This window comes from Haladaptatus marinus, assembly GCF_051194195.1.
Window position 1 is genome coordinate 755330 of the sequence record NZ_JBLZNK010000003.1, and the last position, 23643, is coordinate 778972.

Here is a 23643-nt window from a genome sequence, read left to right on the forward strand (position 1 = left end):
TCGGCAATCCGAGACGAAATAGCGTCGGCGACCTGCTGAAACCGACGCCGTTGCTCACGAAATCACGCGTCTTCGTTCTCTCTGAGTCGAACACAGACCACGGGAACCGTCGTCCGCCGAACTACTTTTTCGGTGACGCTGCGCCGAAGCGGATACAGGATTCCCTTTCGACCATGCGTTCCCATCACGATGAGGTCGATGTTTCGGGCGGTGGCGTAGTCGAGAATCGCTCGGTGGGGCTTGCCTTCGGCGATCGAACCGGCAGTCGTCTCGATTCCCATCTCCTCAGCCCGTCGAATCACGTCCTCGACCATCTCCTGTGATTGGGCTTCGAACTCGTCGAACATCGCTTCTTGCGCATCGTCCGTTTCGGCATCGCTCGTATCTACGACCGAGACGGTGTACAGGTTCGCCTCGTACTTCTCCGCCAAGTCGAGCGCGTGTGGAATCGCGTTTTTCGCCGCCTTGCTCCCGTCGATAGGAATGAGGATTCGTTCGTACATAGCAATTATTCGTGACAATAATCAATAGGACTGTCGTGTATTCAATCGGCTATGAGAGAGGTTGAAACAACTAGTGCTCATTTGGGTGATTCGGTACCTTCCGCCGCTTCGACCGAATCGGTCTTTTTCGGGGTTTCCCCCCGCCACCGTTTTTCCTCGTCGTACTCCGCGAGGCGGTCACGAACTCGGTCTTTGAGGCCATCGTCGTTGACGTTTACTTCGAAGGCGTAGGGTTCGTCACCGTCGCGCGTGCGTTCGACGTTGGCACTGACGAGTTCGTTGTCGAAATACACCGGTGAGACTTTCGTCATGACGTGTTTGTACACCGTCTCTTCGACCGTTCGCAGTGCTTTTCGTCCCGCCGTATCCACTGCGCGAGTCGCACGCTCGATCGATTCTTGCCCTTCGTCGATTGCGTCCTCCAAATCTCCTTCCACGAGTTCGGCGACCGTATCCTTCAGTTCGTCTCCTGCGGCATCCACGTCTTCACTCGGCGATTTTCCGGCTTTCTCACCCTCCCCCTCGGCCGGACTTGCCTGTTCCGCGGTTTTCTCCGTTACGTCCTCGCTGAGGCGTTCGTGAACCTTTGGACGCCACTCGTTCCAGTCGTCGAAGTCCGACCCGTCGATTCCCTCGTCCTCAAGCGCCTTCGTGATGCGCTCGCCGTGTTCGACGACGGTGACCCAATCCCCTCGCTTTTTGAACCCTGCAACACTCTCTTCCATACCATGTGGGACGCTCGCTACGGGCATCTACATTTCTGACAACAAAGAGAGTACAGGTTGTTGGTGCAACTGGACGACAGTGAAAGACTATCGTAGTGCCGACGTGGTTCCGCACGATGGCGGGTCGGTAACGGAGCGATGGCGGTACGGAGACGACATAAAAAATTGATTACATCATCTCCACGACGGCAAGCACTCCGAACGCCAGGACGAACGAAAGGAGTAGCGAGACGACCCAACCGACGATGGTGTAGAGGATTTTCCTCGTGCTCGTCCGTTCCCCACCGACAGCATAGCCGCTTCCGACGACCGCGCTCACGATGATTTCGTTGAACGAGACCGGAATACCGAACAGCACCGCGGTCTGTGCGATCGCGAACGCCGGAATCAAGGCGGCGGTCGCCCGCCGCGGCCCGAGCGACGAGAAATCCCGAGCGAGTGCCTTTATCATCCGTGGCGCGCCCATCCACGCGCCGAACATGACGCCGAGACCGCCGAAGACGAGCACGACCAGAAGGGGCAGTTCCAACGGCGTGAGCATCGGAACGAGCGGTCCGACCGCGAGTCCGACCTGACTCCCGCCCGCCGAAAACGACACTAGCGCACCGATTCCGAACAGTAGATGTCGTTGGCCTCGCCTGACGCTCAACCGAACTTCCAACAGGAGGACACCACCAACGAGGATGCCGACCAACACCGTCACGCCGACGAGACCGAATAGTGGCGAAAGCGGCAGTTCCGCCGACAGAATCGCCGCAATCGATGCACCACCCTGTGACGGTGCGAGGAACGTAAACGGTGAATTTGCGAGGATGAGACCGACCAATCCGCCGAATAACGGAATCGTGTACTCGTCAGGTACGTCGTCGCGCCGAATCAGCCGTGCGAGTCCGTAGGCGGTTCCACCACAGACGAACGGCGTAAGAACCCACAGCAAGAGAATTTGTTGATATTTCGCGTACGCTGGCTGCCCGCCGAGCGCGAGTCCAACGCCGATAACCGCCCCCGTAGCGGTGAACGCGGTTGCGAGCGGATAGCCCGCGAAGATACCGATTGCGACGAGACCCGCCGCGACGATGAGCGCGATAACCGCCGCGGTCGGCGAAAGCGATACTCCTTTGATCAGCCCGGCGGCCATGGCCTCCGTGACGTTTGCGCCCTGCAACACCGCCCCGGCGATGCCGAACGCGCCCGTAAAGAAAGCTCCGCGCATAATCGTCATCGTTCGAGCGCCGACGCTCGGCGCGTACGGCGTCCATCCTGCACCGACAGTCCACGCCATGAAGAAACTCGCTACCGCGCCGACGCTCAACAACAGCAACTGCTCGGCCCCCACCATAGTGGGTAGTACTAGCGACAGAAGAGCAAAAATTCGCGCATGGAATCATATTTCGGGAACGACGCGTTCGATTCGCGTTCCGGGGCTGAACGATGGTGATTTCTGTCCGTTAGTTCGGACTGACGACCTGCTTTCTCCCCGCAATCCTGTCGGCACATTCGTAGCCCGCGACGATGCCGCCGTTCAGACTGCGTTCCGGATACTGCGCCTTGCTCGCCATTCCGGCGTAGTAGATGCCGTCGGCGATGTCGCCGCTGAGGTCGTACGGGACGACCATGTCGAGATAGCCGCGTTCGTAGACCGGCGCTGCGCGGGGGTTGCGGGCAAGCCGGAACTGTTTTACTGAGTCACGGTTCCACAGTGGGAACATCCCTTCGATGTGGCCGAGCCACAGGTCTTCGATTTCGTCGTCGTTCATCTGCCACAACTCTTCCTCGTAGTCCTGAATGTAACTCGCGACGTAGAGCAGGTGGTCGCCGCCGTAGCGTTCCGGCGGGATGTAGTTCGTGTGCTCGATGAGCGCACCGAACGGGGCCTCGTGGCCGATGTTGAGCCAGTACGTGTCGGTGAGCGATTCGTCCATCGTGACCAGGGCACAGACCGCACCTTGGAAGTCGATGTCGCACTCGTAGCCCGTGAGATCTTCGAGCACATTGGGCATCGCCGCGACGACGACGTCGTCCACGTCGTGTGTTTCGGTGACGGACTCTTCGTCCACGGTTCCCCCGTCCGCCGCAGTCGCTTCCATGGCTTGTGTCACTTCAGTCGTGAGCGACTGAACCGCCCCACTCTCGGTGTCGATGTCGCTGACGCGCACGCCGGTCGTGATGTTCTCCGTACCGACTTCTTCGATGAGCGCGTCGATGAGGCGACCGAATCCGCCGCGCAGGTAACCGAGCGGTTCGCCTCGCAAGAGGTCACGCTCGCCCCGGAACTTGATTCGTCCGAGGAGCCACGCCGCGCTCACGTCTTCCTTTCGACTCCCGAACTTCGCGTCAAGAAGCGGGCCGAAGAAGTTCTCGTAAACGCCACGGGAGGTGTGTTCGATGAGGAACTCGTCGATGGGTACGTCCTCGAAGTCCTCCAATCGTTCGTAGGTGTCAAACTTCGGAATCCCGCCACGGACATCGATTTCCTGCGTGAGCAGGGTCAGTCGGAACTTGTCGTAGGCGCTCATGTGCGGGTAGGCGAGGATTTCCCATGGTTTGTCGAGGGGGTGGACGACACCATCGACGTAGTAGGCGTTTTTCCCGATAGGCCACTCCAGATCATCGCCGAGTCCGAGTTCGTCGATGAGGTCGATGATGGTTTCTTCCGACGCGGAGAGATGGTGGTAGAACTTCTCGATGCGGTCGCCGTTCGTCTCGTACGTCGCGGCGAGTCCGCCGAGGTCGTTGCTCGCTTCGAACACCTGCACGTCGTAGTCGTGCTGTTGGAGGCGGTAGGCGGCGGCCAATCCGGCGATTCCCCCACCGACGATACCTATCATAGCAGTCAGGTTCGTCGGCGTGTGGAATACGTCTTACGACCCCACGATCGGGAAGGTATATTTCGCCAACGGGTTTCGAATGTTCGTTTTTCCATTACCTGCGCGTTTTCAGTAATGGAGAAGACGGTTATTCGAGTAGAATGGCGTGCTTTACATGGAAACTGCCACAGGAACCTCCGATTCGAAACAGTGGGCATGGGGCGTCACATTCGGGAGTGTGGTACTCGCAGCTCTCCTGCACTTCATCGGTGGTTCCAGCGTGGAGCAAATCGCGGGTCTATTTATGATTACCGCGATTCTCGGTGCAGTGTAGCTTCTCTATGAAGGGGGCAGAAGCGAGAACCGCCGTTGAAAGATAAAGACAGCCAGCGAGAAAAGGAGATGAAAGCAGAGGCGGGTGGATACGGCGGAAACGGTGGCGGACTGTAGCCAGCGACGTTTGCACTGAACACCTGAACAGCGATTACGTGAGTTTTTCGCAAGTGTGGGACAGTCGAGTGTCGAACTCCTCGCGGACACCTTCCGCGAGTTCATCTATCGGTTGGTCTACTGTGGGCGCCCACTCGTCGAACGTCTGTGGAACGAGCAGGTAGGCAATTGCCCAGTACAGCGGTCGGTACCGGTCGATTCCGTCCGGAAGACTTCCGGACCGTTCGCGGTAGCCGTCGTACAGCGCGTTCATCAGTGCGTCTCGTTCCTCCTCGGGGACATCGACCTGGTCGATGAGGTGACCGACCGCGTCCGTGAGGTCGAACGCCGGATCGCCGACGAGTGCTCGCTCCCAGTCGAGCAGTCCGTTCGGGTCGAGATGGATGTTGCTCCGACTGCAATCCCCGTGAAGAAGGGTCGCCGTCCCCCCATCTATTTTCGGTTCGACTGCTCGAACCGTCTCGACGAGTCGGCGGGGAACGTCCTCGAACCTGTCGGAAAACCAGTCCTCCGCTCGCCATTCGATGGTTTCACACAGCGTTTCCGACCACGTATCCGCCATCAGTTCGAGTTCGTCGGCGTCGCCACCGATGATGACGCCGGAACGCTCGAATCGTGTTTCGTGAACTCCGGCGATGGCGAATCCCACCTGTCGGAGAAGTTCCGTTCGGTCGTCACGATCCGTCCATGGGTCGCTCAGCGGGCCACCCGACATCGGTTCCGTTGCGAGATACGGCGTGTCACCGTCCGGATTCGCGGCGACCACTCTCGGCGACTGGAAAGGACAGTGCACGTTTGCATAGCGCGTGACGGCCGTCTCGCGAGCGAGTCGGCGAGTGGAGTCCGTCGCCGTCTTTACGTACGCCGGTTCGGCATCCACGAACGTCATGAACCCGGTTTCGTTCCCCGGTCGCGTCTGCTTCTCATCAATCGTATCTATCGTCTGGCTCGGAAACGCGGCGGACACCGCTCGTTCCAGTTGGTCACTCATTGTCCTGGTATTTTTGTTCAGAAATAAGCCAGCTTTGTAAGCAATCGGGTCGTCAACTGCGTCAGGCCACGAACATTCGACGCATCAACGGACTTCGACGGAGGGAAGTCCTTATTCGTCGGCGGACTCGGCGACTTCCTCACGAAGCGTTCCGACCTCCGCCATGCGCTCGGCGTGGGCGTTGTGCTGGTGGATGGACTCGTCGTTGCTCTGTTTCATCGTTACGACAGCGTCGTCCGGCAGGTCGGGGAACTGTTCGACTACGCCGTGAGCCATGTCGCGGACACAGTCCTCGACGAACTTCGCGTCGGCGTGTGCCTGAAACGTCATGTGATCCTCGTCGGGGCGCTTGGCGAGGTTGTAGATTCTGGCACTCATCGAGTCCCGTGCGACTTCGATGAGTTCGTGGAGATCCACCTCTGGCGCACCCGCGCTTTCGACAGTCAGGGTTGCGTGCCCCCGCTGGGAGTGGCCCGCCTGCGGAACGTCGCGGAGGAACTCTTTGACTTCCCGTTCGCCGACGCCGAGGTCGAGGAGTTTCTTTTTGGCACGGCCGCTCATCATGCCCTGCGAGCAGGGACAGACCGTCATCCCCGTGACGCGCGCACCGATTTCCTCTTTCGTCTCTTCTTCGGTCGCTGTCGCGCTGGCGATGATGTCCACGGTGGCTTGCGTCGGTCGCCCGCTTTCGGGCGTCGTATCGCGCACCATGAACTCCGCTTCCATCTGGACTTCCGCCTTCGTCGTGTACTCGTGTTTTTCGAGGAGTCGTTCCGCGGCATCGCCACACACGTCCTCGACGCGGTAGGTCGGTTCGCTGACCGCGTCTTCGAGGACTTCGTCCACGACCTCCATGTTTCGGCTCATGTCGGCACCTTTGCGCCAACTCGGCAGGTCGACGAGCACGTCGAACTCGGCGGTCAGTACGTAGGGTCGCTTGTCGGGGCGGGCGATTTCGACCAACTTTTCGACACCCGTCACGCCGACTCGGTTCAACCCGACCGTTACGTCAGGTTCCGTCGCCTGCACGTCGGGGAGTTGCTGTTTCATTGTCCCTCTGTTGTGAGAGACAGAATTAGAGGCTTCCGCTTCCGGCACTCCTTCCCGAGGGTTCGGTGGCACTCAGTCCAGCTTGGAGAGTGCTCCGAAGAAGTTGGTGGACGGTCCGGCGATTCGGGCCGGTTCCGACGCGAGCGAAACCGTAATCGTTTCGGGCGGGTCGATTCGAACCTGCGTCCCGTCGCTTCCGACGACGGCAAACGGCGCGTTATCTACGCGAATGACGACCTCGTGGTCGGGGTCGAACACGAGCGGCGGCATCGGGGCAGTCGCACACATCTCCGTGAACACCAACCCGTCCACGCCGGGATGCACCAGCGGACCGCCCTCGCTGAGATTGTACGCCGTGCTGCCGGTCGGCGTCGAAACCAGCACACCGTCCGCATGGCCGCTGTCGTACTCGACACCGTCGACGTGAATGTCGTAGTCGAGTCCCTGTCCGTGGCCGCGTTGTGCGCCCTGTATCACGATTTCGTTGAGTGCAGGATGAACGGACCAGTCGCCGTCCCCCGTCGCGCGAAGGCGAGGAACCTCGCGCGACGGAATCGTTTCGGACTCGTAGTACTCGTTGACGACTGCCCGAACTTCGCTGACTGCGTCTTCCGGTGCGACGGCGTTGAGAAAACCGACTTCACCGAGATTCACACCCAGAATCGGCGTTCCGCCCGCCCCACTGGCGGCGAACAGAAATGTGCCATCGCCGCCGATACTTACGACGAGGTCGTTTCCAGCCATCTCGGAGACGTCCACTCCGTCGATGCCCAGTCGCTCGGCAGTCGCGGCGTCGATGCGAACAGTCACACTGTGGTCTCGGAGCGTCTCTTGCAGTCGCCCTGCGAGTGTTGCGGCCCGCTCGTTTCCCCGTTGAGCGACGATACCGACATTCATCACGACTCCGTTCTCCCCGGGTGCTCAAAAAGCCGCCGACACGAACATTAATTTGCGTCGGATTCCAGTGACAGAGTAATGAGATATTCTGCTCGGAATCCCATCTCGGCGCGCACGAACGGAGCGAGTGCAAACCACGGTGGGTACCTTCGAACTCCGACGGTGGTGATGACGTGACCGAGGAGGACGACTGGTTCGAGGCCGCACTACAGGACGAGGATGAACCTGCGGCAGATGATGACAACCATCCTATTTATTCGTCTGACGAGTCGGAAGCTGTGATAGGCGACGCTGGAGACAGGCCCGTACCCAACCCAAGGGCGAGTGCGGATGGGGAGAACGACACTGAAACGCCACCGAATTTCGACACCTCGGCTCCGACTCCCGCGACGGAATCCGGCGGCGATTCGCTGTTCGAGGATGATTTCGCATCCGCGTTCTCGAACGCACCCGGCACAGGAGCGGAGAGCGAACCGGATTTCAGTGGCGGATTCGACGGCGGTAGCGGTGGTTTCGACGGCGGGTTCGGCGGCGGCGGTGGCGGGTTCGATGGCGGCGGATTCGACGACGAGGAGTTCGAATCCGACATCCCCCGAACCGATATCGGCATTGACGGCCTCGACAGCATGATTCAGGGCGGCATTCCCGAACGAACCCTGATGGTTGCCATCGGTAACGCCGGAACCGGAAAGACGACGTTCGGACTGCAGTTCTTAGACCACGCGCTGTCACGCGGTGAAAGCGCCGTCTACGTCACGCTGGAGGAGAGCCACGACCGAATCATCAACAGCGCAACGGAGAAAGGCTGGCCATTCGACGAGTACGAAGCGGACGGCCGCCTCGCAATCATCGATGTAGACCCCATCGAGATGGCCAACTCGCTGTCGAGCATCCAGAGCGAACTCCCCGGACTCGTCCGCGAGTTCGACTCGACACGTCTCGTCCTCGATTCGGTGTCCCTGCTCGAAATGATGTACGAGGAGCGTGCGAGCCGCCGAAACGAAATCTACGACTTCACTCGGAGTCTGAAGCAGGCGGGCGTAACGACCATGCTGACAAGCGAAGCGAGCGACGACAACCCGTACGCCTCGCGCCACGGCATCATCGAATATCTCACCGACGCCGTGTTCATCCTCCAGTACGTCAGAAGCACGGACGACTTCCGCGAGACGCGACTCGCGGTCGAAATCCAGAAGATACGGGATGCGAACCACTCGCGCGAAATCAAGCCCTACGATATCACGAACGAGGGTATCAGCGTCTATCAACAGGCGAATCTCTTCTAAACGATCTTTTAGCTACGTCTTTTTACGACGGGCGCGGTCAGGAGCGACGACCGCCGTCGCTCCTCGGCCCGGAAATTCGGAAATTTTCCGGTAAGTGCGCTAGCCCTGACGGATGTTTCGTCGGGTGATTTCCGGTCATCATGTCGATTGCCTATCGCTCACGTCGAACTGCTCCCTTTGCTCGCGTTCGACGTTCGCTAATAGAGATACCTTCCGAATCCGACTTATCTGACGACCGTCACCGGCATCGGTGACCGTCGAACGACCGTTTCGGCGACGCTTCCGAGCAGGATTCGGGAGACGCCCGACCGCCCATGGCTTCCCATGACGATTTGGTCGAAATCGTTCTCCTCGGCGTAGTTGACGATGACCTGCGACGGTCGTCCCAACTCGGTCGCTGTCGAAAACGTCGTACCGTGCTCGTCGCCCGTTTTCTGTGCTTCCTCGAACAGCTCCTCGGCGGTCGCTTTCGACTCCTCGTACCACTCCTCGGAATACCCCGGCATTCCGACCGTCGAGGAATAACCAACGTCGATGGGGTCGATGACGTTGATAAGGGTCGTCTCGGCGTCGGGAAACTCCGTCAACACGTAAGAAAGCGCCTTATTGGACTGCTCCGACCCATCGACTGGAACGAGAATCCGTTTTCCCATGACAACTACATCGATCGGCTTTGGTATAGTATTTCACCCGTTCTTATAGAATTGTGAAGACATACCAACCCGAGTGCTTTTATCTTCTTACTTTCATCAATAGAGCAAAATGGGGTTCGATGGTCTCACGTTCCGCGGCGAGGGAAGCGCCCCCAGCTTCTCAGAATTGCTCTCGGAACTCAAAACGGACGGATGCAACTTACTCATAACCGGCGAGGTATCGGAACGCGTCAGTGCGCGAGCGACGCGAACACTCCTCGGCGACCCTGCCGCCAACAGAAAACGAGTCTTGGTACTGACCGACTCGACCACCCGCCGCGTCGAGCCATGCCTCCCGACAGGGGTTCGACTCGATAGCACCGACGTGTGGGTCATCGATCAACGGAACGACGAACGGTCGCTTTCGACCGGTGCACGAATCGCGGACGTGAAACGAACTTCTCGATGCGGGAATAGCAACGGCCTCTGGAATCTCGCGGAGGAAGTCACCCTTGCAATCAGCTTTTTTGACACCGCAACCAGTGGATTAGAACCGGCGCATCTCCGCCTTTCGGTCGATTCGCTCAGTTTCTTAGCCGGGGAGTACACCCGGACGGAGTTCGAGTGCTTCCTCCGGATGCTGACAGCGATCGTCAGGGGCGTCCGGGGAATGGGTCACTATCACCTCCCGTTGGCCGACGACGACCCACTCGTGGCTGAACTTTCGTCCCTGTTCGACGCACGTATCGAACTCCGACAGCGCGACGGTTTGGTGCCGGAACAACGATGGCACGTGCCCGCCTACGAACGAAGTACGAACTGGGTACAACTCTGAGACGATGCAACCAGCATTCGCCACACCACCGAGACGGTCGGGATTGTTGATAAACGACCCCATCGAGAGCGTCCGGTTTGCGCTGTACACGCCCGACCAGTCACCACTTCGCTCGGCCGACCCGGACGACTTTCATTTTCCGGTCGATGCCACCGTTGCGTTCGAAGCGAAGACGGTAGAAATCCCGAAGCTCACGGGAGTATACATTCGAACACAGGACAGCGAACTCGTCGCAAGCTACAGCGTTACCGACGACGAAACGACGGTTCCTTCGGGTGCGTACAATCTCGAACTCAACACGGCACCGATGAAGTTGTATCTCGCCGTCAAAAGTGAAGTATCCATCGAGAAGTAGAACCAATCGGTTCTGCTCACGTTTGCGGAAAAAACCACGATTCGAATCGGCGCGCGCTCGTTTCACGAACAGCCCGCGGGAACCATCACGGTCACCGATGACGTTGCGGATGCGATGCAGGCGGTCTCGCTGTTCGGGTCGGCACTGAAGACGACGAGCCCGGAACGCTCGTTTCCCACCCTCCGGGGTCATCCGCCGCTCATCGAACAGGGTGATGAATTTTCGACTCCGGACGGCATCGAACCTCCCGAGACGGGCATCGAACTCGTCTTGCCACGCGAGCGTGCCGCCGTGTACACGGCGACTCCGCTCGCGTACTACCTCGGGGCGAACGTCGTTCCGGGCGAAAACCCACGGCTCACTGCCGAGGGGTTCGAACACTCGCTGACGAGTTCCCACGGTTTGGAAACGGCGATTGCAGACACGCTTCAACAGGTGTTCTTCCTCGACTGTCTCATCCGGACAGAGGGCTATTATCAGGTGGATTTGCACGAGCGCCAGCAGGTGGAACCGCTGGTGGATTTGGATTTCGCCGCGCTCTACGATGCATCGCCCGCGGAGCGGTTAGAAGCGTATCTCTCTGTCCCGTTCGAAACGCTCGAACCGTACCTTCCGGACTGGCATCTCACGACGGACGTGGTGCCGACGCCGGACAACGTCAAAAGCTTGCCGTTCGTCGCAAACGACCTGTCGCTGGTTCGATGCCCGCCGAAACCGACAACACGGACGGTTCGGTCACAGCCAAAACCGCTGACGGAGTTCTACCGCGCCGATTTCGTTCGAGGAACGGACTCCGCGTCGGTCAACGATATCGTCCAGCCTGACCCGTCGAACTCCGTCGAAAACGCGTGGATAGGCGACGGCTACCCGCTCGGGAGCAACAAAACGACCGTCGAATCCTGTCGGCGCAGAATCGAACAGACCGTGCCGGACGAGTCGAACATCGAAATCCACGTGGTCTGTAACGACGAGCGAATGAAGGAAGAGGGCGTCGTCAACGAATTTTACGGCTTCCGCGACCTGCTTGAGTTCGACGTGAAGATTTCCTACGGTTTGACCATCGATGAACTCACGGAGCTGTTCGCCCAACCGCTCGATTTCGTTCACTACATCGGCCACATCGATGACCAAGGGGTGCAGTGTGCCGATGGCTATCTCGACGCCGAAACGTTGGATACCGTTCGCACGAAAGCGTTTTTGCTGAACGCCTGCCGGTCATACGAACAGGGCATGGCACTGGTCGAGAACGGAAGTCGAGGCGGCGTTGTCACGCTGTCGGAGATAGCGAACGTCAGCGCGACGAAAGTCGGACGGGCACTCGCCCGTCTCCTCAACACCGGGTTTTCGCTCCGGACGGGACTCGAAATAGCGAAAAACGAAATTTTGACCGGTTATCGGTACATTACCGTCGGCGATGGCGGGCTAAGTCTGGTGCAGTGTGAGAGCGGTTGTCCGATGCACCTGCGGGTCAGACGTCGGGACGAGCACTCCTTGGAAGTCGATATTGTCGTCTACCCTTCGTATCCGTGTGGGATAGGGTCTCTATTCCGCCCACACCTCAATGCAGATAATACCCAGTACCTCAATTCAGGCGTTATCGATACTCGAACCGTGTCGGAAGCGAAGCTTGACGAGTATCTTGACTGTGGTGTGCTACCAGTGATATTCGAGAACCGACTAAACTGGAGCGATAAAATCGTCGCAAGCGACCTAATCTAAGGGCCGTGAGTTGAGTCCGCGCAACACGCGAGAACAGTCCCTGTCTGCATCAGTAAGAGACTCGCCGAGAACAGGACGCCGATCATTCGTGGGTTCGATTCGAGATAATCCAGCAGTGCCTTCTGGCTCATGCTACATATGAATTTAATTACTAAAACAGATTTAATTAATCTAATTGATTTATATATGAAATAAATTGCTGTAACATATTCTGAGATAAAGAAAGTGGAGGGGGAAGGCGATAACTACGGGCAGACGAAGCGTTGAAAGTGAAAGTGCATCACTGTATCGGTTCTTCAGTCACGGCCGTGACGGGTAACGCATTTTGGAAGACCGATGAGTTCGACCGGTTCGGAGTTGTCGGGGGAGTAGACGACCATCTGCCCCTTCTCCATATACGGTACCTTCTTTTCCAAGTTCGGCGGAATGTTCACGCTCTTGATCGCGTCTTCGTCACCCAGATTCAACACGACGGTCGTGTTTATCTGTTTGAACACCGATTCGGCGATATCCTGTGGGTCTTGGGTGATGAGGAACAGGCCGAGTCGCTCCTTTCGACCCTGTTTTGCGGCTTCGGTGAACTTTCCGATGACCTTCTGGGCCTGCACGCTTTTGGCATCCGAGAGGAAGTTGTGAGCTTCGTCCATTCCGACCACCAGCGGCGTTTCCTTGATGCGCGGGAAATCAGGCGAGTTCGAGAGTTTTTCATCCACCAGCAGGCTAGAAACGGCGAGGACGACCATCTCTTTCGCGCGACTCGTCGGCAGGTGATACGTCGGGACGACCGACAGTCGTCCCGGGCGGACGAACTGCGAGACGAGGTCGGTAATCGGTTCGGCGGACTGGTCGAACACGCTGCTCGGAACCGACCGAACGCGGCGTTTGACGGCGTCGAACGTCGCTTCGTGCACGTGGCCACTTTCGTCCAACTCCTCGCGGAGGGCCGGGTCGTCCAAGAACGACAGGAAGTTTTGGTAGGTTCCATCGCCACCGTGACTGCGGAAGAACCGCTTGAGCAGTTGTCGAAGTGCACCATACTGATTGTCGTTGAGTTTCGCACCCGCGACGAGCCACGGATTGTCCCTGACCATCGAAAACGGAATCGTGAATTCGATCTGCTCCGCGCGATGGTGGTCTGCCGCGTACGAGACACCGCTGACTTTCGGAACGAACGCAACAGTTTCATCGTGCCCTCCGTGGGCAACCCCTTCGCGCTCCCACATTCGTTCGTATTCCGTACCGACTTCCGGATTGTCGTCGTGCATCTGGGCGTACTCGTCCTGCGGGTCGAACTGCACGACTGCCATCCGAGCGTCGCGACCATCCTCCATCGGATAGGTGCGCGCCTCCGAGAGATACTGCCGAAGCATGTTCTTCGCGCCATGGGTCTTTCCCGACCCCGTTCCACCTGCGACGAGCGTGTGTCGGAACACCAGCGGGTCGCCCGACTCGTAATCGTCTTTCACGCGATAGTCGATGATCGGCGGTTCTGCGGCGGTTCGAACTTTCTCACCGCCGACCGACAGGTGGCCGAGAAAGACACCGTCCTCCGGAATCTTCAGCCCGGTTTTGATGTCGCGCTTGTCGCGGGCCTGCCGGACGATGGTTTCGGGTTTCGGCACGCGGTCGGTCATCCGCCGTTTCAGTTCGTCCCCGTCCTCGAACAACACCGCAATCGGCTCCAGCGTCGCCATGAATTTGTAATCCGTCTCGTCTATCGACTCGCTCCGCATGGCCCGCCGGGCGTGAATTTCGGTGGCATCGTCGCTATGGAACTCCTGTGCGTACTCAAGGGTCGTGATACGACAGAACAGTTTTTCCCCGTCCGGATAGGGCACGAGCAGGTATTTTCCGATTCGTACGTCCGCCCGGTTCGGCGCGGTCACGTAGGCACGGAGTCGCGTGTCGTCGCTATCTTCGCCAATTGCCAGCCCCTCCGATACCGCGAGGGTTCCGATTCCGCGGTCGTCGCCGACCGGGTCGAGTTCGACACGGTCGAACCCGTCACCCTCCGATTCGTCGTTTGTTTCGGATTCCGGTGTGGTTGTCTCCACGTCGTCACCGGAATCATTTCCGAAATCCTCGAAATTACGCAAATCGCTCATGCGCCTGCCATCTCAGGCGTGAGTGAAACGTGTTTCGCACGCCGCCCTCGAAACGCTTGAAATCGACTACCCGATTCGTTCCGAGAGAACAGACCGAGTTTCCAACCAAGCGCTACGACGATGGCAAGCGGCGAACTCACACCGACGAGGAGAAGCAGCCCGAACCCGGCAATCGGGAGTTGGAGGGAACCGATGACGGCGCGAATCGTTATTCGCATCGTCCGCAGCTACGTGCGGACGGGGTATCAAGTCGTGTCATTTAATACACCAAAATTGGAACATAGTGCTACCGAGGCCGCTTGCTGACACCGTTTCCCACACTATCCACCCCGCGTCCCTTTTATGTCCTCACATCCTATTTCAGGATATGTTACTCGTTCGCGGCGAAGCAGGGGGTACGACCCTAACCGGGACGCTGTACGAGCGGGGCGAACGCGCCCCTACGTTCAAAGGCGCACCGGACGAAGACGCTCCCTACGTGTGGGTGTGCGACGAGTTCTATCAGGTCGAAAGCGGGGGCACCGCCCAGACGGTGTCCGGCAAGGAGGTCAACGTTGCATTCGAGACACCAATGCCACGAGGGTTCGACACCCGTGAACAAGCCATCACCGCCGCGGAAGAACACATCCGAACGCAGTTCGCGCGTATCGGCGTGGATATGAACGAAGTCGAGATCTCCGTCGAGAAAAACGTCCCTCAGTAGTTACGCCCCCAGCGAATCGCGTTATAGTTCGAGTCGAGTTCGCTATCGAACGACCGCTCGAAACTCCGTATCAACGAGTGGGTGCTGTGCTGACTGATTTTGGCGAGCGAATCGGCTTTCGAGATGACTTTTGGCGGTCCCTTCGCGATGGCGATCTCTTTCAGAATCTGGCGCTCGATTCGTCGCCGACAGGACTCGTCCTCGGTAAATATTCGCGGCGCTTCGATTTTGTACAGCAAATCCCTACGCGGGTCGTAGACGACGCAGAACGTTACCTCGTACTGCTCCGGCGCGAACTCCCGGTCAACGTAGCGATCCGCCTCTTCACTGCCGAAAAAGGAATCCGATCCCGCTCGGGAGACAAACCAGTTCGTCAGCGTCAAGTCGTCGGTCAGTCGTTCGTACTCCGTCCCTTTGTACTCGCCCCGTTCGAGAACTTGTGAGAAAAACGCCGCGTCGTGTGCCCACGGCGCGTTCACGCCTTTGTCTCGAAGCGTCCGAATTATCGACTTCGCGGAGATGTTTTTGACGAATCCGGCGAGTGGCACGTCGCGCTCGGCGAACTCCTCGACCAGTCGGACGTAATTTTCGAGAATCGTCCGTATCTCCGCGGACTCCTCGAAGAGGTCCGGGAGGATTTTCCCACGGTCGCGCCAGCGAATGATCCCTTTGGGGTACATCGGCCCATCCAGCAACAGGAAATCGGACACGTCGCTCGCATGATCCAAGGCGTGCCGACTCTCGGCGCGATACAATGCGAGTGCGTGAACGATGTCCTCTTCGTGGTCGTCCCGACGCGGTGCGTGAACGATTCGTCGCTTGCTTCCTTCGCTGTAGGACTCCCAGTCGGTGTCGAAATCGTGCGAATTGTCGTTCGTGTGAATCGCCTTGACGACGGTTCGGGAGTCGTGGAGATCGAGGTCGGACGGCGTCGAACTCATCGCCGCGTGTGCCACGTCCACCACCAGACCGTTTTTGAACGGCTGTGGGTTGATGGTGCCCGAATCGAGCCCGTGCATCGTCTCGAACTGGTCGTCTTCGAGGGCGAGGTTCTCGATGTTCGCACACCGGCGTTTCAGCGCATCGAGTGGTTGGAGAATCTCCGTCCCTTCGTGATACAGCGGGTCGAGGTAGTTCTCCCAGACGTTTCTGGCGAGTTCCTGATGGTTGCGCTCTTCCCCCTCGTAATCGATTCTGTCGGCCAATCCGGCGATGCCATCGAAGTGGACGGGGTCTAAGGTCATGCACGCTGCATCCCATCGCACCCGGAAAAAAGGGCACCTTTCGGAATTTCACGAACGATTCGAGCGAAGGTTAGTTACACCCCGACGCCGACGGTTCGCCCATGAAAGCGGGACTCATCGTGCTCGACGGGTGGGGACTTGGAAGTGACGACGGCGGACGAAACGCTATCGAGGCCGCCGAAACGCCCAACTTCGACCGACTCTCGCGTTCGGGCGCATACGGAACACTCGACGTGTCGGGGCGCAGGGTCGGCCTTCCGGAGGGACAGATGGGAAACAGCGAAGTCGGCCACCTCAATATCGGTGCGGGCAGAGTCGTCAAACAGGAGTACACCCGCATCAGCGACGCAATCGAAGCGGGTGAACTCGGCGAGAACGAAGCCATCAACGACGCGTTCGACTACGCACGCGACCACGACGGTCGCGTTCATTTTATGGGGTTAGTCAGCGAGGGCGGCGTCCATTCGGCCCAGCAACATCTCTACACGCTCATCGAACTCGCTGCAAACCGTGGTGTCGATGCGGTTACGCACGCTTTCATGGACGGGCGCGACACGCCGCCCAAAAGCGGCGACGGCTTCCTCGGCGACTTGCAGGAAGTCATCGACGAGCGTGGAACCGGCGACGTTGCGACCGTCTCGGGTCGCTACTACGCGATGGATCGCGACCAGAACTGGGAACGAACGAAGCGCGCCTACGACGCCATCGTGAATCGGGAAACCGAGTACACGGCCGAAACCGCGGTCGATGCCGTCCGCGAGTCCTACGAGCGCGGCGAGACGGACGAGTTCGTGGAACCGACGCTGATTACGGGTGGCCCGGCGCTCGAAGACGGCGACGCGGTCGTCTTCTTCAACTTCCGTTCCGACCGCGCCCGGCAGTTGACACGAATGGTTTGTGACATCGACCCCGTCTGGGAGTTCGAAACCAACCCCCCGAAAATCGAGTTCGTGATGATGACGCAGTACGACGCGGAGTTCGACCTGCCGGTTGCCTTCCCGCCGAACCAACCTGAGGACACGCTGGGCGAAGTGCTCGCCGAGCACGGCAAAACACAGCTCCGACTCGCCGAATCGGAGAAGTACGCTCACGTCACCTACTTCCTGAACGGCGGGCGCGAAGTCGAGTTCGACGGGGAAATCCGGAAAATCGTGGAGAGCCCGGACGTGCCGACCTACGACCTGCAACCCAAGATGAGTGCGAAAGAAGTGACCGACACAGCCATCTCGGTTATCGAGTCCGACGACCCCGACGTGCTTGTGTTGAACTATGCGAATCCGGACATGGTCGGCCACACTGGGGATTTCGACGCCGCAGTCGCCGCCGTCGAAGCGGTGGACGAACAGCTCGGGCGACTCGTGGAAGCCCTCCAAAACCACGGTGCACACGTCTTCGTCACCGCAGACCACGGGAATGCTGACGACATGGGAACGCCGGACGACCCGCACACAGCGCACACGTACAATGCGGTTCCCCTCGTCTATCTCTCGCCCGAGGGTGATGACGGTGATAAAGAGATTCGAGAAGAAGGGTCACTCTGTGACCTTGCGCCGTCGCTCCTCTCGGTCATCGGGGTCGAACAACCGGACGCGATGACCGGCGAATCGCTGCTTCGCTAGCGGTTGTACCGGAGCACTCGCGTGTCGATCGCATCACAGCGTGGGCAGATGTGTTGGAAATGCATCTCCCCGCCGCGTGCGGTGACACGCCATTCCCCTTCTTCGTCAACGTAACCACACTTTGCACATCGTCGTTCCGTCTTTTCGTAGTGCTTTCGAAGCCTGTCGAATGGGGAACGACCCTGTTTGATTGCCATGTGGTATCGTATATCATGGCGGGCAATAATTGTAACGATTGTTCAGAAAAGCCAGGTAGTCAGCTGGTGTGGTCGCGTGCTCCCGTGCAACCGGCGATTCCCACAGTTGGATGACGAGCGAGCCAAACACCAGGAATCCGCCGAGTACCAATCCCACACCCCAAATCCTGTCAAGGAGTATGATTTCGGTGTAGGACAGCCCCTTTGATTTGACGAACAGTACCCAGATGGGCGCGATGAAGCCGATTGAGATGCACGTTCGGAAACAGTAGTATTTGAGGACGGCACTGCGCGGTAGGTTCACCTGTCCGACTCGGAATCCGTTCTCGTCATATAGTATTTTCGAACAGTGGTGAAGACGGTCTGAAAGTCGAATAGAACCACGATTCGAGCGGTACTGATAGCACGACCTATCGGACAAAAGGACGGTGAAGAGCCGGTACTGGCGAGAGATTTTGGACTACTGAAAATGTGGATGGGATTATTGTAATCGTTGCTCGGGGATGGCACCGAGCTGTTCGAGTACCCCCAAGGCATCGAAATTATCCCACAACTCGACGATTTCACAGTCTTCGAGGCGCATTTCGACCATTCCGGTCGCCTCGATCTCCTTTCCAGTCGGTTCAACGCCCAGGAATTCACCCCGATGTGTGCCGCGGAACGTCCATCGATACATCACGGTGTCACCCTCCGAAATCATACTTTCGATGGTTTCGTGATAATCGGGGAACGCAGTCCGATTCATCTCGACGAACTCCTTGTATCCGTCTCGTCCGTGAATGTCCGGTGCAGTAGGGTCGTGCCGGACGAAATCCTCTGCGAGATACCTATCGACTGCGTTCAGGTTCCCGTCGTTCAACGCTTGGTTGACGAAATGCCGAACGATGTCAGTATTTTCGGCGGTCTGTGACATTTTTCCATCCCCAAGTTGCGGGTACGACACACATCTCGATAAATGTGGACGGAGGTGAACGCTCGTATCGGTCACTTGAGTGATAGTGGCTTGTGAGGCATGGTCGTGAGCAACCAATCAACGCATGGCGGAAAATGAGTGCAGTGATATCACGCACGATTCCGCAACCATCGACCACTGCGCTGTCGTCCTCAGAACAGCGATTCGAGTTCCGCAAACACCTCGTCGCTCGCCGCCGCGACGAACAGGTCGCCCTCAGTTGCCAGTCGCGCGCCGCTTTCCTCGGCGAGCAACCAACCGGCGTGCTGTTCGACCTCGTCCGGGTGGAAGCAGACGACCGCTTCGAGTTTGCCACGCGCCAGTAGTCCCCAGTCCAGGGCCGGTGCCCAACTCTTCCAAACGCGCTTTACGTGACCGAAGAGCGCGGAGTCGAGTTCGTCGGCGCGTCGCTTCAGTTCGTCATCCCGAAGCACGTCGATACCGATGACGAACGAAACCGTCGCATGGTCGCTCGTCACGTCGCTTTCGGCATGAATCGACTTGCCGTTCAGCGTTGCCCCTTCGCCGCGCTCGGCGACGTAGGTGTCGTCGTGAAGCGGGTCGTGAACCACCGACAGCACGGTGTCGTTTTCGTGGAGAAGCGCCACCGCAGTCCCAAAGTAAGGGATGCCAGAACAGAAGTTGTTCGTCCCGTCCAGCGGGTCGACGACCCAGCGATAGTCGCTCTCGCCCGCTCGTTTGCCCGACTCCTCGGCGAAGATTCCGTGGTCGGGATACGCCGACGTGAGCACGTCGAGAATTCGCCGTTCGGAACCTCGATCCGCAGCAGCCTTCACGTCATCCGGGCCGTAGTTCGCGTCGAGCGATTCGCGCTCGAACTCCGCTACGAGATACTCGCCTGCGACTCGACACGCCTCCACCGCCGCCTCCTCGAACGAGTCCATACGTGTACCTTTCACTCAGGAGTCAAATCTGCCCCGGCCAGTTCGAAACGAGAAATCCAAGCTCCGCGCCGAATGCGTTAGCGACCCCATGGAAATCACGTCCACGCCGGTTTCGGTGTAGACGGGCACGTCCTCGATTTCGATTCCGCCGCTGGCCTCCGCGAGCACCTCGTCGGGAAGCAGTTCGACGCCGCGTTCGACCTCGGCGGGCGAGCAGTTGTCGAGGAGGACGATGTCCGCACCGACCTCGGCGGCCCGTTCGCCATCAATCGGTCCCTCGACTTCGACTTCGATTTTCGTGGCGAAGGAAGCTCGAAGCGATTCCGGCTTGTCGCGCGTGACCGCGATGCCACCCTGTGCCCAGTGTGTCGCGGCGTTTTCCGGACGGGTTGCCTTCGTCGCGACGAGGACATTCGCACCGGCACGGGCGGCGGCGAACGCTGCGCTGCACCCCGCGATTCCGCTTCCCACGACGAGAACGTCCGCCCAGGTCGCCTTCGCGTTCCCCGTCATAGTTCGAGCATCCTGTCGAGTGCCACCGTAGCGAGTTCCTTTTCGTGCGGTTGGACTTCGATAACGTTTCGTTCCCGACCTTCGACCAGTTCTTCGAGCACCCACGTCAGGTAGTTCGGGTCGGTCTGGCGCATCGCGTTACAGTCCATACAAGCATCACCACAAAGCGGAACGACAGTCACCTCCGGGTGCCAGCGTTGGAGGTGCCGTACGAGATGGATTTCCGTGCCGATGGCCCACGTTTCGTCGGGGGCTGCGTCGGCTACCGTCTCGCAAACCGTCGCCGTGCTCCCCACTACGTCCGCCGATTCGACGACTTCTCTCCGACACTCCGGATGCACGACGACCTGCGCACCAGGGTGGTTTTCTCGAACGCGGTCGATATGCTCGACGGTGAATCGTTCGTGTACCTGGCAGTAGCCGTTCCAGAGGATGATGTCGCTCTCGGCGACGGCTTCGGGGTTCTGCTCTGCGGGATTCCACGGATCCCACTCCGTAACGCTGTCCTCCAAACCGAGACGATGGGCGGTGTTCTCGCCGAGGTGTTTGTCGGGTAAAAAGAGTATTTTGTCCCCCCGCTCCAGCGCCCATTCGAAGACCTGGTGAGCGTTCGAGGACGTACACACTGCACCGCCCTGTTCCGCACAGAACGCCTTGAGGTCGGCGTAGGAGTTCATGTACGTGATCGGAATGATATCGGCGTCCGATGTCGCGGACTCGATTTTCGCCCACGCGGAATCGACTTGCAGGGCTTCTGCCATCCCGGCCATCGGGCAGGACGCCTCCATCGACGGGAGGATGACCGTCTGCTCGTCGTCGGTGATGATATCCGCCGATTCGGCCATGAAGGTAACGCCGCAGAAGACGACGTATTCGGCGTCCGCGTTCGCGGCCTCGACGCTCAACTGGTACGAGTCGCCGACAAAGTTCGCGTGTTCGACGATTTCCCGCCGCTGGTAGTTGTGGCCGAGGACGACCACGTCGTCGTCCAGTCGGTCGAGCGAACGTTCGATTCGCTCCGTTCGTTCTTCTTCCGACAACTCCCGGTACTCCGAAGGGAGTTGCTCTAAGTTGTCGTATTTGAAGAGACTAAGCTCTGTTTCGAGGGTTCCCATTTCCATTGTTGGCATGTTGTCCCGCCTATAGATACACTAGTCGATAACACGAGGTATTGAAAATATTTTCTCTTCAATACTGAGAACAACATTCTTTCCATTGTCGTAAACCGGACTAAGCTACAGAACGCAATCACCCCCGAGTGTCGAACAGAAATCGCGAATATTTGCTCGCAACAATCACTATACGTTCAGGGGCACGAGAAAACGGCTCGGAATGCCTGACGGTCAGTTCTCAGTAGCGGTCATCGTCGCTCGTGTCACGGCGTGCGGCGCGTTCGGCGCTTTCCCAATCGCCGTGTTCGGTTCGCTCCCCTTCGCTTTCCAAATCGATGAGTGACCAAAGGACGAGCGGGGCACCGACGGCAAACAGGAGAAACAACAGGAACACGCCGCCGAACTCGGCAGTGAGGAGGGGTGGAAACACAGTAGAAGATTTGATACGACGGTGTTTAATCGTTCCGTCCGTCGAAAACGACATCGCCATCCACGACCGTCATCGCGACGCCGATGTCCTCGATGTCATCCTCGTGCTCCCACGGCGAGCCGTCGAGAACGACGAAGTCCGCCTTCTTGCCGTTCTCGACGGTTCCGAGACGGTTCTCGTCGAATCCAGCGTAGGCCGCTCCGTGCGTGTACGCGCGGAGTGCCTCGGTGACGCTCAGTTGCTGTGCTTCGACCGGAGCGTTGACGGTCTGGTGAATCCCGAGCAGCGGGTCGAGGGGCATACAATCGCTACCGAACGCGAGGTTCGCACCGGCATCCAGCAGAGTTCGGAAACGATTCGTCCGCTTCCTTCGCTCTTCACCCAATCGAGCATCGTAGAGACCGCCCTCCTGCGCCCATTTCAGGAAGTTCGGCTGAACGGAGGCGACGATGCCGGAGTCGGCAAAGCGTTCGATTTGTTCGTCGGTGATAAGTTCAACGTGTTCGACGCGGTGTCGCATCGCGCCGGGGTCGCCTGTTTCGCAGAACGCGTCGAGCGTCGCGTCGATTGCCTCGTCGCCAATGGCGTGCGCCGTGACCTGCAATCCGGCGTCGTCCGCGCGAGTGACGAGTTCGTCCAGTTCCTCAGGTGAGACGACCCACTGTCCAGTTCCCTCGCCGTCGGCGTAAGGTTCGGAGAGTTTCGCGGTTCGACCGCCGAAACTCCCGTCGGTGAACGTCTTGATTCCACCAGTTCGGACGAACTCGCTTCCGTGGTTCGTCTGGAGACCGATTTCCTCGATCGCGTCGATGTGGTCGCTCCAGTAGTTGATACGAACCCGCAGGGAAAGCTCGCCGTCGAGTTCGAGTCTACGGTACACTTCGGGTGCCCGCGAGCGTCGAACCATGTCGTGAACGCCGGTAATTCCCTTCTCGTGGGCGTCCCGCTGTGCCGAGAGGAGGAGTTCGCGCATCGTCTCGGCATCGGGTTCGATGGCTTCGTAGATGGCATCCACGGCATCCTCCACGATGACTCCGGTCGGTTCGCCGCCTTTCGTTTCTACGTCCTCGTCCGGCATCTCGTCGCGGAGGCGAGAAAGGGCCTCGCTGTTGACGGAAGCGGTGTGCATATCCTCACGAAACGCGACCACCGGTCGCGTTTCGCTCACTGAATCGAGGTCATCGCGGGTGAGATAGCGCGATTCCTCCCACATACTCTCGTCGAATCCGTAGCCGAGCACCCATTCGCGGTCGGCGTCCAGTTCGGCGAGCAGTTCCACGCAGTCGGCGGGCGAATCCGCGTCCGAGAGGTCGGCGTTGACGAGATAGCTACCGACCATCATTAGATGCGTATGAGCATCGATGAATCCCGGGAGAAGAACACGTCCGTCGAGGTCGATAACCTCGGTTTCGACGCCTTCCAGAAAGTCCACTTCGTAGGCGTTGTCCACACGAACGATTTCCCCGTCGCGGACGGCGACCGCTTCCGCCGTCTCGTCGGTCTCTGCGAGGGTGTGTATCTCGGCGTTCGTGAAAATCACATCCGCTGGCGCTGTCATGTTTTCGTGGTGTATTCCGACGGCGATAACTGTTCGGGGAGCGGCAGAAAGCATT

General features: G+C 58.8%; 27 protein-coding genes. 7 read left to right on the top strand and 20 right to left on the bottom strand.

Annotated features, from left to right (window positions below):
* Positions 1 to 62 precede the first annotated feature (62 nt).
* The 4 genes from ACN2TU_RS09940 to ACN2TU_RS09955 all read right to left on the bottom strand — a co-directional run bounded on the left by ACN2TU_RS09940 (position 63) and on the right by ACN2TU_RS09955 (position 4056).
* On the bottom strand, positions 63 to 503 hold the full coding sequence (locus ACN2TU_RS09940; RefSeq protein WP_435155043.1) for a universal stress protein: 441 nt from the start codon (positions 501 to 503) through the stop codon (positions 63 to 65).
* 77 nt (positions 504 to 580) lie between these two features.
* Positions 581 to 1228: a DUF5828 family protein gene (locus ACN2TU_RS09945; protein WP_435155044.1), complete on the bottom strand. Its 648-nt coding sequence runs from the start codon at positions 1226 to 1228 to the stop codon at positions 581 to 583.
* Positions 1229 to 1397: 169 nt separating this feature from the next.
* Complete coding sequence (locus ACN2TU_RS09950; protein ID WP_435155045.1) at positions 1398 to 2567, bottom strand: inorganic phosphate transporter; 1170 nt, start codon at positions 2565 to 2567, stop codon at positions 1398 to 1400.
* 109 nt (positions 2568 to 2676) lie between these two features.
* Complete coding sequence (locus ACN2TU_RS09955; protein WP_435155046.1) at positions 2677 to 4056, bottom strand: NAD(P)/FAD-dependent oxidoreductase; 1380 nt, start codon at positions 4054 to 4056, stop codon at positions 2677 to 2679.
* Positions 4057 to 4210: 154 nt separating this feature from the next.
* Here ACN2TU_RS09955 and ACN2TU_RS09960 point away from each other — a divergent pair, with 154 nt between their 5' ends.
* Positions 4211 to 4369, top strand: a complete 159-nt coding sequence (locus ACN2TU_RS09960; protein ID WP_435155047.1) for a hypothetical protein — start codon at positions 4211 to 4213, stop codon at positions 4367 to 4369.
* 150 nt (positions 4370 to 4519) lie between these two features.
* Here ACN2TU_RS09960 and ACN2TU_RS09965 read toward each other — a convergent pair whose 3' ends face one another.
* The 3 genes from ACN2TU_RS09965 to ACN2TU_RS09975 form a co-directional block, all read right to left on the bottom strand.
* Entirely contained in the window at positions 4520 to 5476 is a 957-nt protein-coding gene (locus ACN2TU_RS09965) for a phosphotransferase family protein (protein ID WP_435155048.1), read from the bottom strand.
* A 111-nt stretch (positions 5477 to 5587) separates the two neighbouring features.
* Complete coding sequence (gene mptA, locus ACN2TU_RS09970) at positions 5588 to 6526, bottom strand: GTP cyclohydrolase MptA (RefSeq protein WP_435155049.1); 939 nt, start codon at positions 6524 to 6526, stop codon at positions 5588 to 5590.
* Positions 6527 to 6598: 72 nt separating this feature from the next.
* Positions 6599 to 7423, bottom strand: coding sequence for an NAD(+)/NADH kinase (locus ACN2TU_RS09975; protein ID WP_435155050.1), 825 nt, complete (start codon positions 7421 to 7423; stop codon positions 6599 to 6601).
* 173 nt (positions 7424 to 7596) lie between these two features.
* Between ACN2TU_RS09975 and ACN2TU_RS09980 the strand changes: the two genes are divergently transcribed.
* Positions 7597 to 8709, top strand: a complete 1113-nt coding sequence (locus ACN2TU_RS09980; protein ID WP_435155051.1) for a KaiC domain-containing protein — start codon at positions 7597 to 7599, stop codon at positions 8707 to 8709.
* A gap of 224 nt (positions 8710 to 8933) precedes the next feature.
* Here ACN2TU_RS09980 and ACN2TU_RS09985 read toward each other — a convergent pair whose 3' ends face one another.
* On the bottom strand, positions 8934 to 9362 hold the full coding sequence (locus tag ACN2TU_RS09985; RefSeq protein ID WP_435155052.1) for a universal stress protein: 429 nt from the start codon (positions 9360 to 9362) through the stop codon (positions 8934 to 8936).
* A gap of 109 nt (positions 9363 to 9471) precedes the next feature.
* On the opposite strand from ACN2TU_RS09985, the gene ACN2TU_RS09990 reads away from it, so the two are divergent.
* The 3 genes from ACN2TU_RS09990 to ACN2TU_RS10000 all read left to right on the top strand — a co-directional run bounded on the left by ACN2TU_RS09990 (position 9472) and on the right by ACN2TU_RS10000 (position 12250).
* Positions 9472 to 10176 (top strand): DUF7504 family protein, encoded by a 705-nt coding sequence (locus ACN2TU_RS09990; RefSeq protein WP_435155053.1) that lies wholly within the window; start codon positions 9472 to 9474, stop codon positions 10174 to 10176.
* Positions 10177 to 10180: 4 nt separating this feature from the next.
* Positions 10181 to 10531 carry a hypothetical protein gene (locus ACN2TU_RS09995; RefSeq protein WP_435155055.1) on the top strand — a complete coding sequence of 117 codons (351 nt, stop codon included), beginning with the start codon at positions 10181 to 10183 and terminating at the stop codon, positions 10529 to 10531.
* Between the two features lie 114 nt (positions 10532 to 10645).
* Positions 10646 to 12250, top strand: coding sequence for a hypothetical protein (locus tag ACN2TU_RS10000; RefSeq protein WP_435155057.1), 1605 nt, complete (start codon positions 10646 to 10648; stop codon positions 12248 to 12250).
* Here the strand turns inward: ACN2TU_RS10000 and ACN2TU_RS10005 are convergent.
* The 3 genes from ACN2TU_RS10005 to ACN2TU_RS10015 all read right to left on the bottom strand — a co-directional run bounded on the left by ACN2TU_RS10005 (position 12247) and on the right by ACN2TU_RS10015 (position 14573).
* Entirely contained in the window at positions 12247 to 12381 is a 135-nt protein-coding gene (locus ACN2TU_RS10005) for a DUF7503 family protein (RefSeq protein WP_435155058.1), read from the bottom strand. The genes ACN2TU_RS10000 and ACN2TU_RS10005 overlap by 4 nt on opposite strands.
* A gap of 165 nt (positions 12382 to 12546) precedes the next feature.
* Positions 12547 to 14355 carry an ATP-binding protein gene (locus ACN2TU_RS10010; protein ID WP_435155059.1) on the bottom strand — a complete coding sequence of 603 codons (1809 nt, stop codon included), beginning with the start codon at positions 14353 to 14355 and terminating at the stop codon, positions 12547 to 12549.
* Positions 14352 to 14573 (bottom strand): hypothetical protein, encoded by a 222-nt coding sequence (locus ACN2TU_RS10015; RefSeq protein ID WP_435155060.1) that lies wholly within the window; start codon positions 14571 to 14573, stop codon positions 14352 to 14354. Before ACN2TU_RS10015 ends, ACN2TU_RS10010 begins: the two co-directional genes overlap by 4 nt.
* A gap of 149 nt (positions 14574 to 14722) precedes the next feature.
* Here ACN2TU_RS10015 and ACN2TU_RS10020 point away from each other — a divergent pair, with 149 nt between their 5' ends.
* The gene (locus ACN2TU_RS10020; RefSeq protein ID WP_435155061.1) at positions 14723 to 15058 is read left to right on the top strand and encodes a DUF7113 family protein; all 336 of its coding nucleotides are present in this window, start codon (positions 14723 to 14725) and stop codon (positions 15056 to 15058) included.
* Here ACN2TU_RS10020 and ACN2TU_RS10025 read toward each other — a convergent pair.
* Positions 15052 to 16302 carry a DNA double-strand break repair nuclease NurA gene (locus ACN2TU_RS10025; RefSeq protein WP_435155062.1) on the bottom strand — a complete coding sequence of 417 codons (1251 nt, stop codon included), beginning with the start codon at positions 16300 to 16302 and terminating at the stop codon, positions 15052 to 15054. The genes ACN2TU_RS10020 and ACN2TU_RS10025 overlap by 7 nt on opposite strands.
* A gap of 101 nt (positions 16303 to 16403) precedes the next feature.
* On the opposite strand from ACN2TU_RS10025, the gene gpmI reads away from it, so the two are divergent.
* Entirely contained in the window at positions 16404 to 17921 is a 1518-nt protein-coding gene (gpmI, locus tag ACN2TU_RS10030; protein ID WP_435155064.1) for a 2,3-bisphosphoglycerate-independent phosphoglycerate mutase, read from the top strand.
* Here the strand turns inward: gpmI and ACN2TU_RS10035 are convergent.
* From ACN2TU_RS10035 to ACN2TU_RS10070, 8 genes are all read right to left on the bottom strand, one after another.
* Entirely contained in the window at positions 17918 to 18118 is a 201-nt protein-coding gene (locus ACN2TU_RS10035; RefSeq protein ID WP_435155066.1) for an HVO_0649 family zinc finger protein, read from the bottom strand. The two genes, gpmI and ACN2TU_RS10035, sit on opposite strands and share 4 nt — an antisense overlap.
* Positions 18119 to 18131: 13 nt before the next feature.
* Positions 18132 to 18422: a hypothetical protein gene (locus ACN2TU_RS10040; RefSeq protein ID WP_435155067.1), complete on the bottom strand. Its 291-nt coding sequence runs from the start codon at positions 18420 to 18422 to the stop codon at positions 18132 to 18134.
* 177 nt (positions 18423 to 18599) lie between these two features.
* On the bottom strand, positions 18600 to 19031 hold the full coding sequence (locus ACN2TU_RS10045; protein WP_435155068.1) for an ester cyclase: 432 nt from the start codon (positions 19029 to 19031) through the stop codon (positions 18600 to 18602).
* 191 nt (positions 19032 to 19222) lie between these two features.
* Positions 19223 to 19975 carry an inositol monophosphatase family protein gene (locus ACN2TU_RS10050; RefSeq protein WP_435155069.1) on the bottom strand — a complete coding sequence of 251 codons (753 nt, stop codon included), beginning with the start codon at positions 19973 to 19975 and terminating at the stop codon, positions 19223 to 19225.
* A gap of 15 nt (positions 19976 to 19990) precedes the next feature.
* Positions 19991 to 20488 carry an FAD-dependent oxidoreductase gene (locus ACN2TU_RS10055; RefSeq protein WP_435155070.1) on the bottom strand — a complete coding sequence of 166 codons (498 nt, stop codon included), beginning with the start codon at positions 20486 to 20488 and terminating at the stop codon, positions 19991 to 19993.
* Complete coding sequence (gene nadA / locus ACN2TU_RS10060; RefSeq protein WP_435155072.1) at positions 20485 to 21618, bottom strand: quinolinate synthase NadA; 1134 nt, start codon at positions 21616 to 21618, stop codon at positions 20485 to 20487. The genes ACN2TU_RS10055 and nadA overlap by 4 nt, the downstream gene beginning before the upstream one ends.
* A 220-nt stretch (positions 21619 to 21838) precedes the next feature.
* Positions 21839 to 22030 carry a hypothetical protein gene (locus ACN2TU_RS10065; RefSeq protein WP_435155074.1) on the bottom strand — a complete coding sequence of 64 codons (192 nt, stop codon included), beginning with the start codon at positions 22028 to 22030 and terminating at the stop codon, positions 21839 to 21841.
* Positions 22031 to 22055: 25 nt separating this feature from the next.
* Positions 22056 to 23588, bottom strand: a complete 1533-nt coding sequence (locus ACN2TU_RS10070; protein ID WP_435155075.1) for an amidohydrolase — start codon at positions 23586 to 23588, stop codon at positions 22056 to 22058.
* Between the last annotated feature and the right edge of the window lie 55 nt (positions 23589 to 23643).

Bases quoted from the DNA above. Each gene is read 5' to 3' on its own strand.
- ACN2TU_RS10020 (WP_435155061.1), top strand. From the start codon at position 14,723: ATGTTACTCGTTCGCGGCGAAGCAGGGGGTACGACCCTAACCGGGACG.
- ACN2TU_RS09945 (WP_435155044.1), bottom strand. From the start codon at position 1,228: ATGGAAGAGAGTGTTGCAGGGTTCAAAAAGCGAGGGGATTGGGTCACC.
- ACN2TU_RS09990 (WP_435155053.1), top strand. From the start codon at position 9,472: ATGGGGTTCGATGGTCTCACGTTCCGCGGCGAGGGAAGCGCCCCCAGC.
- gpmI (WP_435155064.1), top strand. From the start codon at position 16,404: ATGAAAGCGGGACTCATCGTGCTCGACGGGTGGGGACTTGGAAGTGAC.
- ACN2TU_RS09975 (WP_435155050.1), bottom strand. From the start codon at position 7,423: ATGAATGTCGGTATCGTCGCTCAACGGGGAAACGAGCGGGCCGCAACA.
- ACN2TU_RS10070 (WP_435155075.1), bottom strand. From the start codon at position 23,588: ATGACAGCGCCAGCGGATGTGATTTTCACGAACGCCGAGATACACACC.
- ACN2TU_RS10010 (WP_435155059.1), bottom strand. From the start codon at position 14,355: ATGAGCGATTTGCGTAATTTCGAGGATTTCGGAAATGATTCCGGTGAC.
- ACN2TU_RS09985 (WP_435155052.1), bottom strand. From the start codon at position 9,362: ATGGGAAAACGGATTCTCGTTCCAGTCGATGGGTCGGAGCAGTCCAAT.
- mptA (WP_435155049.1), bottom strand. From the start codon at position 6,526: ATGAAACAGCAACTCCCCGACGTGCAGGCGACGGAACCTGACGTAACG.
- ACN2TU_RS10045 (WP_435155068.1), bottom strand. From the start codon at position 19,031: ATGTCACAGACCGCCGAAAATACTGACATCGTTCGGCATTTCGTCAAC.
- ACN2TU_RS10035 (WP_435155066.1), bottom strand. From the start codon at position 18,118: ATGGCAATCAAACAGGGTCGTTCCCCATTCGACAGGCTTCGAAAGCAC.
- ACN2TU_RS09940 (WP_435155043.1), bottom strand. From the start codon at position 503: ATGTACGAACGAATCCTCATTCCTATCGACGGGAGCAAGGCGGCGAAA.
- ACN2TU_RS09960 (WP_435155047.1), top strand. From the start codon at position 4,211: ATGGAAACTGCCACAGGAACCTCCGATTCGAAACAGTGGGCATGGGGC.
- ACN2TU_RS10000 (WP_435155057.1), top strand. From the start codon at position 10,646: ATGCAGGCGGTCTCGCTGTTCGGGTCGGCACTGAAGACGACGAGCCCG.
- ACN2TU_RS10015 (WP_435155060.1), bottom strand. From the start codon at position 14,573: ATGCGAATAACGATTCGCGCCGTCATCGGTTCCCTCCAACTCCCGATT.
- ACN2TU_RS09965 (WP_435155048.1), bottom strand. From the start codon at position 5,476: ATGAGTGACCAACTGGAACGAGCGGTGTCCGCCGCGTTTCCGAGCCAG.
- ACN2TU_RS10005 (WP_435155058.1), bottom strand. From the start codon at position 12,381: ATGAGCCAGAAGGCACTGCTGGATTATCTCGAATCGAACCCACGAATG.
- ACN2TU_RS10025 (WP_435155062.1), bottom strand. From the start codon at position 16,302: ATGACCTTAGACCCCGTCCACTTCGATGGCATCGCCGGATTGGCCGAC.
- nadA (WP_435155072.1), bottom strand. From the start codon at position 21,618: ATGCCAACAATGGAAATGGGAACCCTCGAAACAGAGCTTAGTCTCTTC.
- ACN2TU_RS09950 (WP_435155045.1), bottom strand. From the start codon at position 2,567: ATGGTGGGGGCCGAGCAGTTGCTGTTGTTGAGCGTCGGCGCGGTAGCG.
- ACN2TU_RS09955 (WP_435155046.1), bottom strand. From the start codon at position 4,056: ATGATAGGTATCGTCGGTGGGGGAATCGCCGGATTGGCCGCCGCCTAC.
- ACN2TU_RS10050 (WP_435155069.1), bottom strand. From the start codon at position 19,975: ATGGACTCGTTCGAGGAGGCGGCGGTGGAGGCGTGTCGAGTCGCAGGC.
- ACN2TU_RS10055 (WP_435155070.1), bottom strand. From the start codon at position 20,488: ATGACGGGGAACGCGAAGGCGACCTGGGCGGACGTTCTCGTCGTGGGA.
- ACN2TU_RS09995 (WP_435155055.1), top strand. From the start codon at position 10,181: ATGCAACCAGCATTCGCCACACCACCGAGACGGTCGGGATTGTTGATA.